At 66.1% G+C, this 9937-nt stretch carries 9 protein-coding genes; 4 read left to right on the top strand and 5 right to left on the bottom strand.

The window, feature by feature from the left end; translation table 11 throughout:
• The first annotated feature begins 227 nt into the window (after window positions 1-227).
• Complete coding sequence (locus tag AC0L2A_RS24565; RefSeq protein WP_091597493.1) at window positions 228-1148, top strand: bifunctional 5,10-methylenetetrahydrofolate dehydrogenase/5,10-methenyltetrahydrofolate cyclohydrolase; 921 nt, start codon at window positions 228-230, stop codon at window positions 1146-1148.
• 18 nt (window positions 1149-1166) lie between these two features.
• Here the strand turns inward: AC0L2A_RS24565 and glcF are convergent, their stop codons facing one another.
• Both glcF and AC0L2A_RS24555 read right to left on the bottom strand, forming a co-directional pair.
• Window positions 1167-2498 (bottom strand): glycolate oxidase subunit GlcF, encoded by a 1332-nt coding sequence (gene glcF / locus AC0L2A_RS24560; protein WP_473611024.1) that lies wholly within the window; start codon window positions 2496-2498, stop codon window positions 1167-1169.
• Window positions 2499-2508: 10 nt separating this feature from the next.
• Complete coding sequence (locus AC0L2A_RS24555) at window positions 2509-3714, bottom strand: FAD-binding protein (protein WP_473611023.1); 1206 nt, start codon at window positions 3712-3714, stop codon at window positions 2509-2511.
• Between AC0L2A_RS24555 and AC0L2A_RS24550 the strand changes: the two genes are divergently transcribed.
• Window positions 3713-4021 carry a hypothetical protein gene (locus tag AC0L2A_RS24550; RefSeq protein WP_473611021.1) on the top strand — a complete coding sequence of 103 codons (309 nt, stop codon included), beginning with the start codon at window positions 3713-3715 and terminating at the stop codon, window positions 4019-4021. The genes AC0L2A_RS24555 and AC0L2A_RS24550 overlap by 2 nt on opposite strands.
• Before the next feature lie 71 nt (window positions 4022-4092).
• On the opposite strand, the gene AC0L2A_RS24545 is transcribed toward AC0L2A_RS24550, so the two are convergent.
• The 3 genes from AC0L2A_RS24545 to AC0L2A_RS24535 form a co-directional block, all read right to left on the bottom strand.
• Window positions 4093-4557 (bottom strand): endonuclease domain-containing protein, encoded by a 465-nt coding sequence (locus AC0L2A_RS24545; protein WP_473518095.1) that lies wholly within the window; start codon window positions 4555-4557, stop codon window positions 4093-4095.
• Window positions 4558-4607: 50 nt separating this feature from the next.
• On the bottom strand, window positions 4608-6104 hold the full coding sequence (locus AC0L2A_RS24540) for an FAD-linked oxidase C-terminal domain-containing protein (protein ID WP_091597500.1): 1497 nt from the start codon (window positions 6102-6104) through the stop codon (window positions 4608-4610).
• A 269-nt stretch (window positions 6105-6373) separates the two neighbouring features.
• Window positions 6374-7717: a DUF3422 family protein gene (locus AC0L2A_RS24535; RefSeq protein WP_473611020.1), complete on the bottom strand. Its 1344-nt coding sequence runs from the start codon at window positions 7715-7717 to the stop codon at window positions 6374-6376.
• Between the two features lie 198 nt (window positions 7718-7915).
• On the opposite strand from AC0L2A_RS24535, the gene AC0L2A_RS24530 reads away from it, so the two are divergent.
• On the top strand, window positions 7916-8719 hold the full coding sequence (locus tag AC0L2A_RS24530; RefSeq protein WP_473511453.1) for a FadR/GntR family transcriptional regulator: 804 nt from the start codon (window positions 7916-7918) through the stop codon (window positions 8717-8719).
• 49 nt (window positions 8720-8768) lie between these two features.
• Window positions 8769-9905, top strand: a complete 1137-nt coding sequence (locus AC0L2A_RS24525) for an alpha-hydroxy acid oxidase (protein WP_287246559.1) — start codon at window positions 8769-8771, stop codon at window positions 9903-9905.
• Window positions 9906-9937: the final 32 nt, after the last annotated feature.

The raw sequence follows: 9937 nt of genomic DNA, 5'->3' as shown, positions 1-9937 counted from the left end.
ACCACCCTCCGCCTGGGGGGGGGGGGGGGGGGGGCCCCCCGCCCCCTACCCCCGCGCCCCGCCCCCCCCCCCCCCCCCCCCTTTCTGTTTGCGGGACGCCATAGGATAGTTTGGCAGGATCGGGTGGTACGTCGCGCCCGCGGCATGGCGGTTCGCATTCTCGCTGCCATTCTCCTCGGTATTTTGCTATGTCGGCTGCAACGCTTCCAGACAAAGGCTTAAGCTCAATGTCCCTGTCCGACGACAGCCGTTATCTCCGGGGCGGTCCGGTCGCCCAACGCATCATCGCCTCGGTGCGCGAGGATGCAGCGATCGCCACCGCCGAAGGCTTTCCGGCCAAACTGATATCGATCACCGTCGGCGACACGGCTGCAGTCGATGTCTATGTGCGCAACCAGCGCGCCAAGGCGGCACTGGCCGGTATCGGCTTCGAGGAAAGACGATTTCCCGCCGACATCACCGCCGGCGAACTCGAAGCAGCGATCCACGGCCTGAACGCCGATCCGCGCGTCACCGGCATCATCATCCAGCGGCCGGTGCCGGTGCATATCCCGATCAAGACGCTGCAAGCGGCGGTGCATCCGCTCAAGGATGTCGAGGGCATGCATCCGGCCTCGATCGGCAACATCGTCTACAACCAGCTCGACCTCGCACCCTGCACGGCCGCCGCTTCGGTCGAATTGCTCAGGGAAACCGGTCTCGATCTCAAGGGGCTCGAGGTCGTCATCGTCGGTCACTCCGAGATCGTCGGCAAGCCGATCGCCTTCCTGCTGATGAGCGAGGGCGCGACGGTGACGGTGTGCCACCACATGACGCGCTCGGTGGCCGCGCATGCGCGGCGTGCCGATGCGCTGTTCGTCGCCGTCGGCAAGCCGCGGCTGATCAAGGCCGACATGGTCAAGCCCGGTGCGGCCGTCATCGACATCGGCATCAATGCCGAGATCGGACCGGACGGGGAGAGCCGCATCGTCGGCGACGTCGACGCCGAGAGCGTCAAGCATGTGGCGTCCTGGATCACGCCGGTGCCGGGCGGCGTCGGCCCGATCACCGTGGCGATTCTTTTGCGCAACACGATGGTGGCGCTCAGCCGCCAGCGGGCGCGCTACCAGGCGACCTATGGCGTGGTGGACAAGCTCGCGGCGGAATAAGCCGGCAGCGCCGATGGGTCACTCCGCTGCCACAACTGCCCTGCCGTCCGGAACGCCCTCCGGCTGCGGCCCGCCATAAGCCCAGTCGAGCAGCTTTATCGTATGCACCACCGGCAGCTTCGCGGCAGACGCAATCTGGGTGATGCAGCCGATGTTGCCGGTGGCGACGATTTCAGCACCGGTCGCCTCGATATTCCTGACCTTGCGGTCACGCAGTTGAGCCGAAATTTCGGATTGCAAAATGTTGTAGGTGCCGGCCGAGCCGCAGCACAGATGCCCCTCGCGCGGCTCGCGCACGACGAAGCCGGCTTTGGCCAGAAGCTCCTTCGGCTGGCGGGTTATTTTCTGGCCGTGCTGCATCGAGCAGGCGGAGTGATAGGCGACGATGGTGCCGGGCTTGCGCACCGGCTCGGGCAGATCGATGCTTGCCAAATATTCGGTGATGTCCCTGGCCAGCGCCGACACCCGCGCCGCCTTGTCGGCATAGGCGAGATCGAGGCGCAGCATGAAACCATAATCCTTGATGGTGGTGCCGCAGCCCGACGCAGTGATGACGATGGCATCCAGCCCGCCTTGCTCGATGGCGCGCGTCCAGGCGTCGACATTGCGCCTGGCCGAGGCAAGGGCTGCCGCCTCGCGGCCCATGTGATGCACCAGCGCGCCGCAGCAGCCCTCGCCCTCGGGAACCACGACCTCGACGCCGAGCCGCGTCAGCAGCGCGATCGTCGTGTCGTTGATGGCGGGATCGAGCACGGATTGCGCGCAGCCGGTAAGGATGGCGACGCGGCCATTTTTGCTCGTGCCCTGCCCGGCATGAATGCCCGGCGAAGCCATTGGCGAGGCCGCAGGAACCGACGCCGGGGCGAGCTTGAGCATCGCACCCAGCGGCTTCAGCGCCGGGAGCTTTTCCAGCAGTCCGGCGAATGGCTGGCCGAGCTTTGCCAGCTTGAGCGCAGCGCGAAACCGCGAGGGATAAGGCAGCACCAAGGCCAGCATGGCGCGCGTCAGCCGATCGGGCAGCGGCCGCTTGTAGGTTTCCTCGATATGGACGCGGGCGTGGTCGACCAGATGCATGTAGTTGACGCCCGACGGGCAGGTTGTCATGCAGGCGAGGCAGGACAGGCAACGGTCGATATGGGTGACGATCTGCTTGTCGGCCGGTCGGCCGTTCTCCAGCATGTCTTTGATCAGGTAGATCCGCCCGCGCGGCGAATCCAGTTCGTTGCCAAGCGTCACATAGGTCGGGCAGGTGGCCGTGCAGAAGCCGCAATGCACGCATTTGCGCAGGATCTTTTCCGATTCCGCGACATGCGGATCGGCAAGCTGGGCAGCTGAGAAATTGGTCTGCATCTCGTACCTCCTAAGCCATGCGGCCGGGGTTGAGGATCGCCTTCGGATCGAATTCGGCTTTGAGCCGCGCCGACAATGCTGCCAGGTGCGGCGCCTGTGGCTCGAATACCGGCACAGCGGCGCGATGCGAAGGGGCGGCGCGCACCAGCGTCGCATGGCCGCCGCCATACTGTCTCACCAGTCCGCGCAGAAGATCGGCTTCGGGATCGCCATGCTCCATGCGCAGCCAGATCAGTCCGCCCTGCCAGTCATAAAAGGCATCGACCGCCGCCTGCATGCGCAGCGCCAGCACCATCTGGTGGCCTTGCGCCGGCGCCATCGACACGCGCCACACTGGCTTTTCCAGGCCGTCGGCAAACGGCGCGCAATCGCGGATATCGCGCCAGAGGGAATGCGAGATCTCGCCCGAAATTTCCTCGAGCGGCCCGGCATTTCCGAGCAGGTCTTTCAGCGCAGCAATGCGGTAGGCGACCGACGGCCCAAACCCCTCGACGCGCAGCAATGTAGCGGCGGTGCTGCCGAGACTGCCGCCGGCGACCCGTGCGGCAACGCGTTCGGGAAGATGGGCAGCACTCGACACTTCGGCGCTGGAGCCGAGCGCCAGCGCCATCGCGGCAACGGCATGATCGTCGAGCAGGCCGCGCACAGCCAGCGTGACTTCGGTCTCGGCAGCGGGCAGCACCTTGAAGGTGACGTCGGTAAGAACGGCAAGCGTGCCCCAGCTGTTGGCCATGAGCTTGGACAGGTCATAGCCGGTGACGTTCTTGACCACGCGGCCGCCCGATTTGAACGCCTCGCCACGCCCGGAAACCGCTGCAATGCCAAGAATATGGTCGCGCGCCGCCCCCGCCTTCAGCCGGCGCGGACCGCAAAGGTTCGCGGCCAGCACGCCGCCGATCGTGCCTTTTCCCTTTTCGTCGCCGAGCAGCGGGCCATAGTCCAATGGCTCGAAGGCGAGCTGCTGGCCGTTTTCGGCGAGCAGTGTTTCGATCTCGGCCAGCGGCGTGCCTGATTTCGCCGACAGCACCAGTTCGGCCGGCTCGTAGAGCGTCACGCCTGACAGTTTCGACAGGTCGAGCGTGTGCTCGGTCTGCAGCGGACGGCCGATGCCACGCTTGGAGCCATGGCCGAGGATTTCGAGCGGCGTTTCTTCCGCCGCCGCCCAGGCGACGGTGGCGAGAGCTTCGGCGGTGGTGGCGGCGGTGAAGGTGGTCATGGCTGTCCTAGGCGCACATCGGCCGCAGCCCCCCTCTCCGTGGGGGGGGGGGGGGGGGGGCGGCCGCGCGCCGGGCGGGCGGGGGCGGGGGGGGGGGGGGGGGGGGGGCGCGCGCGGGGGGGGGGGCGCCGGGGGCGGCGGGGGGGGGCGGGGGGGGGGGGGGGGGGGGGGGGGGGGGGCTGGGCGGCCGGCCCCCCCCCCCCCCCCCCCCCCCCCCCCCCCCCCCCCCCCCCCCCCCCCCCCCCCCCCCCGCCTCTGCCCCGCTTTGCGGGGGCGAGGAACCCTGATCCTGGAACGCCATTGCTAGAAAAACCTGGATTCCTCGCCCCCACAGCGTGGGGGAGAGGTGGTTTGCGAAGCAAACCGGAGAGGGGGCAATCATAGGGCGTCGTCCCCGATCTTCTTGGCAGCAAAAACGAAGCGCAGGTCTGGGGCAGACACGTCTTCGGCTAATCGCCCTTCCAGTGCCGCGAGAATAGTCTCGCAAACGCTCCTCGGTTTTTTCAGAACGTCGAAGTTCCAGAATCGTATCACCGAGAACCCTTCACCGCGCATGAATTCATCGCGCCGTCGATCGTAGGAATTGTCGGCGTGCTGACTTCCGTCCAGTTCCACGACCAGCCTTTCGCTGCGGCACGTGAAGTCTGCAAAATACGGTCCAATCGGCATCTGGCGCACGAATTTGTATCCGCCTAGCCTTTTGGCCTTCAGCTCGTTCCAGAGGGTCGCTTCCGCCTGATTGTCGCCGCGGCGAAGCGCGCGGGCACGTGTGATCCTCTCAGGTGAACGCCGGCTCGGCGTGTCGGTCGCCCCCCTCTCCGTCTCGGGCTTTGCCCGAGCCACCTCTCCCCCGCTTTGCGGGGGCGAGGAACCGCCATTCCGCGACGCTACCATCAAAACCTCGGAATATCCGGAAACGCCGTCTGGCCGCGATGCACGTGCATGCGTCCGAGTTCAGCACAGCGGCGAAGCTGCGGAAACACCTTGCCCGGGTTGAGCAGATGGTTGGGGTCGAATGCGCATTTGACCCGCATCTGCTGGTCGAGGTCGATCTGGTTGAACATTTCCGGCATCAGGTCGCGCTTCTCGACGCCGACGCCGTGCTCGCCGGTCAGCACGCCGCCGACCTTGACGCAAAGCCGCAGGATGTCGGCGCCGAAACTTTCCGCCTTGTCGAGTTCGCCCGGCACGTTGGCGTCATAGAGGATCAGCGGATGCAGATTGCCGTCGCCGGCATGGAATACATTGGCGACGCCGAGCCCGTATTTTTCGGAGAGTTCCCGCATGCCGTGCAGGACGCGCGGCAGTTCCTTGCGCGGGATGGTGCCGTCCATGCAGTAATAGTCCGGCGAGATGCGGCCGACCGCCGGAAAGGCCGCCTTGCGGCCGGCCCAGAAACTCAGCCGCTCCTGCTCCGATTGCGAGATGCGGCATGTGGTCGAGCCGTTCCTATAGGCGATTGCCTCAACCAGGCCGATCAGATGATCGACCTCGACGCCCGGCCCGTCGAGTTCGACGATCAGCAGCGCCTCGACATCCAGGGGATAGCCGGCATGGACGAAATCCTCGGCAGCATGGATCGCCGGGCGGTCCATCATCTCCATGCCGCCCGGGATGATGCCGGCGCCGATGATGTCGGCGACGCATTGGCCGCCCTGCTCGCTGGTCGGGAAGCCGATCAGCAGCGCGCGCGCCGTCTCCGGCTTCTTCAGGATGCGCACGGTGACCTCGGTGACGACGCCGAGCAGCCCTTCGGAACCGGTCATCACCCCGAGCAGGTCGTAGCCTTCCGCGTCGAGATGCTTGCCACCGAGCCGCACCACCTCGCCGTTCATCAGCACCATCTCGATCCCGAGCACATTGTTGGCGGTGAGGCCGTATTTGAGGCAATGCACGCCGCCGGAATTCTCCGCGACATTGCCGCCAATCGAGCAGGCGATCTGGGAGGATGGATCGGGGGCGTAATAAAAGCCCTCCTGCTCGACGGCGGTGGTGATGCCGAGATTGGTGACGCCCGGCTGGGCGACGACGATGCGGTTGGGAAAATCGATCTCGAGAATGCGGTTGAACCTGCTCATCACCAACAGCACGGCGTCTTCCAGCGGCAGCGCGCCGCCGGACAGCGAGGTGCCGGAACCGCGCGGCACGACGCGGATGTTGCGGTCGTTGCAATATTTCAGCACGCGCGAGACCTGCGCCACCGTTTCTGGCAGCACCACGACCAGCGGCAACTGCCGATAGGCGGTGAGGCCGTCGCTCTCGAAGGCGCGCATCGAATTGGCCGCGTCGACGACGCCCTCGCCGGGCACGATGATGCGCATATCGGCGACGATCTCGTCGCGCCGGCGCATCGTGGCGTCGTCTGGCTTCGGCATCAGCAGGCCGGACATCGACAGTTCCTTTGATCGACTGGTAAAAATCTTTTACCAGCGGCAGGCGCTTGTTGCAAATCCTGCTTTGGCCGAAATCGGAAGCCGATACCGGGACGATCTTGCGCGGGTCGGCGAGAGGGAAGCGCTGACTTTCTCCCCCCTCGAGGGGGAGATGGCGGCCAGAGGGGGGCGTCTCACGTAAATCGCCGACGTCGTGTCCGGCCGCGAAAAGGGGTTGGCGCTCCACGCGAGACGACCCCTCTGTCGCCTTCGGCGACATCTCCCCCTCAAGGTGGGAGATTGCCTGCCTGCTCGCCTGCCGGCTTGGCGGATTCGGAGTGCAGGCGGCGCACTCGGCGCACGCCCCACCAGACCAGCAGGATGGCGAGCGGCACCGAGGCGGCGGTGACGACCTCGGGCGCGACGGCATGGCCGAAGATCGAGGCGCCCTTGGCGAGATAGCCGATGAGCCCGACGACGTAGTAGGAGACGGCGGCGACCGAGAGACCCTCCACCGTCTGCTGTAGCCGCAATTGCAGGCGGGCGCGGTTGTTCATCGACGCCAGCAGGTCGCGGTTCTGCTTCTCGACCTCGACGTCGACCCAGGTGCGCAGCAGCGTGGTGGCACGGGTGAGCTTGGTCGACAGATTGGCCTGACGCTCCTCGACCGAACGGCAGGTGCGCATGGCGGGGGCGACGCGGCGCTGCAGGAAGCCGCCCCAGGTGTCGTAGCCGGGCACCGCCTCTTCCTCCAGCGCCTCCAGCCGTTCGCGGACGATGCCGTCATAGGCGCGGCTGGCGCCGAAGCGATAGAGGCTGGAGGCTGCATCGGCCTCCAGTTCGGCGGCAAGCTCGGTCAGGTCGGCAAGCAGCGTCTGGTTGTCGCGGGTTTCGGCGACCTTCATTTCCAGCGTGGTCTGCGCCAACCTGTCTTCGATGCGGCGCGCGCGACCGGACAGCATCAACGCCAGCGGCAGGCCAAGCATGGCCAGCGTGCGGTAGGTCTCGATATCGATCAGCCGCTGCGCCAGCGCGCCGGTGCGTGCCGGCGTCAGGCCGCGGTCGAGCACCAGCATGCGGGTCATGCCGTCACCGTCCTGGCGGAAATCGGTGACGATGGCGGCGTTGCCGCGCTCGACCAGCGAATAGCACAGGCTGGTCGGGTCGAAGCCAGCGATCAGCCTTTCGCTCGCCTGCGTCCATTTGCGGATTTCGAGCCTGATGCCGGAAATCACCGTTCCCGGCGGCGAAAACCCGTTGCCGAAAGGCGAACCTTCCTGGCGCTGGCCGCTCTCCGAGAGCGGTCCTTCCCACAGATAGGTGGAGAATTCCGTGTGCCGTTCCCAGCGCAGCGAGCCCTTGCCCCACTTCATCGCGTGGTGGCGGGCATGAGGGTCAGGCGCGGCGATGCCGAGGCGCCGCGACAGTTCGGAAAGCACTGCCTGGTCGACGCCGGAGCCGGCTTCGGTCATGAACGAAAGCTGCACCAGCACGCGCGGCTTCTCGACCAGCGGATGCGGACGGGCGTGAACCTCGCCGAGCGCGCCAGGCCGTCCCTCATGCGCGGGAAAGCCCATGACGCTGCCCTCGACGCGCGGCTGGAATTCGAGATTGGACGGGTCATCTGCCACGGCTGGTCCCCCGGGCCTGGTGCACTCGCGTCCCTCTAGAGCCAATTGCCGGGGCAAGCAAACAACAAATTAGCCGAAAGCGATATGCCGGGAGGACATCGGCTTCGGCCAAGCGGGCGAACTGGATAAATAATTTGACCAGTTGCTGACACTGGCCTTATCCTGCGCGACACCGGTTCAATCCCCAGGCCATCCCCGTTGAGCGATATTTTCTCCAGGATCGAGCATTCCCGCACCGCCGACGAGGTGGTGCAGCAGATCGAGAGTCTGATCCTCGAAGGCGTTCTGCGCACCGGCGACAGGCTGCCGGGCGAGCGCGAGCTGGCGCGCCGGTTCGAGGTGTCGCGGCCGATCCTGCGCGATGCGCTGAAGGCGCTGGAGGGGCGCGGGCTTTTGACGACCCGGCCCGGCGGCGGCACCCATGTCGCCGACGTCATCGGCCAGCTGTTCACCAAGCCGGTGACGGACTTGATCTCCATGCACCGCAAGGCGGCGACCGACTATCTGGAATACCGCCGCGAGATCGAGGCGGTGGCGGCCGAGTATGCGGCGCGGCGCGCCACATCAGACGACCTGGCGCTGCTCGATCGCATCATGGCGCGCATGGACGAGGCGCACCGGACCGGCAATTTCGACGACGAGGCGGAAATCGACGTCGAGTTCCACCACGCGATCTGCGAATGCGCGCACAACATCATTCTGTTGCACACGCTGCGCTCGTGCTACCGGCTGCTGTCGGAGGGCGTGTTCCAGAACCGGCTCCTGGTGTTCAACGTGCCGGGCGCGCGCGAGGCGCTGCTTTCGCAGCACCGGGCGATCTACGCAGCGATCAAGGCCGGCGATCCGGCGGCCGCGCGGCAGGCGGCGATGGACCACATCACCCATGTCGAACGCACCATGGCCGAGGCCGAGCGCAGCGGCGACTGGCAACGCGTGTCGCGGCTGAGGCTGATGCAGCGCTCCGAAGCCGGCGACAGCGAGCCGGCACGGAAACGCTCGTGAGAGCGGGCCAAGAATTGCGACGAATTAGCGAACCATCAGCGGGAAGCCCATGAGCATGATCCTCACCATCGCCGATCTCAAGGACCTGGCGCGCCGCCGCGTGCCGAAGATGTTCTTCGATTATGCCGATTCCGGTGGATGGACCGAAAGCACCTACCGGGCCAATGAGGAGGATTTCCAAAAGATCAAGTTCCGCCAGCGCGTGCTGGTCGACATGAGCAACCGCTCGCTGGAATCGACCATGATCGGCGATAAGGTGGCGATGCCGGTGGCGCTGGCGCCGACCGGCATGACCGGCATGCAGCACCCCGACGGCGAGATGCTGGCGGCGCAGGCGGCGGAGGAATTCGGCGTGCCGTTCACGCTGTCGACGATGAGCATCTGCTCGATCGAGGATGTCGCATCGGTGACCAGGAAGCCGTTCTGGTTCCAGCTCTATGTGCTGCGCGACAAGGATTTCGTCCTCAGTCTCATCGACAGGGCGAAGGCGGCGAAGTGCTCGGCGCTGGTGCTGACGCTCGACCTGCAGATCCTCGGCCAGCGCCACAAGGACATCCGCAACGGGCTGTCGGCGCCGCCGCGCTTCACGCCGAAGCATGTCTGGCAGGTGGCGACCAGGCCGGGCTGGTGCCTTGGCATGGCCGGCACCAAGCGCCGGACTTTTCGCAACATCGTCGGCCACGCCAAGGGCGTCGGCGACCTCAACTCGCTGTCGTCGTGGACGACGGAGCAATTCGATCCGCATCTGTCGTGGAAGGACGTCGCCTGGATCAAGGAGCGCTGGGGCGGCAAGCTGATCCTGAAGGGCATCCTCGACAAGGAGGACGCGCTGATGGCGGCCAAGACCGGCGCCGACGCGATCATCGTCTCCAATCATGGCGGACGCCAGCTCGACGGCGCGCCGTCGTCGATCTCGGTGCTGGAAGAAATCGCCGACGCGGTCGGCGACACGATCGAAGTGCATATGGATGGCGGCATCCGCTCTGGCCAGGACGTGCTGAAGGCGCTGTGTCTCGGCGCCAAGGGCACCTATATCGGCCGGCCTTTCCTCTACGGCCTCGGCGCGCTCGGCAAGGATGGAGTCACCAAAGCCTTGGAAATCATCCGCAAGGAGATGGACATAACGCTGGCACTGTGCGGAAAGCGTCTGGTGACCGACATGGGCAAGGATCAGCTTCGGCGTTAGACTCCCGTGGCGGCATGATCACGGAGATGGAA

It is taken from the genome of Mesorhizobium sp. WSM4844 (genome assembly GCF_055811775.1).
The sequence above is the reverse complement of the archived record's forward strand: the minus strand, read 5'-3'. Positions and strand labels throughout refer to the sequence as shown.

What these genes read in the sequence shown, in the direction of transcription:
- AC0L2A_RS24550 (WP_473611021.1), top strand. Translation starts at nt 3,713, where the DNA reads ATGGCTGTCCTAGGCGCACATCGGCCGCAGCCCCCCTCTCCGTGGGGG.
- glcF (WP_473611024.1), bottom strand. Translation starts at nt 2,498, where the DNA reads ATGCAGACCAATTTCTCAGCTGCCCAGCTTGCCGATCCGCATGTCGCG.
- AC0L2A_RS24555 (WP_473611023.1), bottom strand. Translation starts at nt 3,714, where the DNA reads ATGACCACCTTCACCGCCGCCACCACCGCCGAAGCTCTCGCCACCGTC.
- AC0L2A_RS24540 (WP_091597500.1), bottom strand. Translation starts at nt 6,104, where the DNA reads ATGTCCGGCCTGCTGATGCCGAAGCCAGACGACGCCACGATGCGCCGG.
- AC0L2A_RS24525 (WP_287246559.1), top strand. Translation starts at nt 8,769, where the DNA reads ATGAGCATGATCCTCACCATCGCCGATCTCAAGGACCTGGCGCGCCGC.
- AC0L2A_RS24565 (WP_091597493.1), top strand. Translation starts at nt 228, where the DNA reads ATGTCCCTGTCCGACGACAGCCGTTATCTCCGGGGCGGTCCGGTCGCC.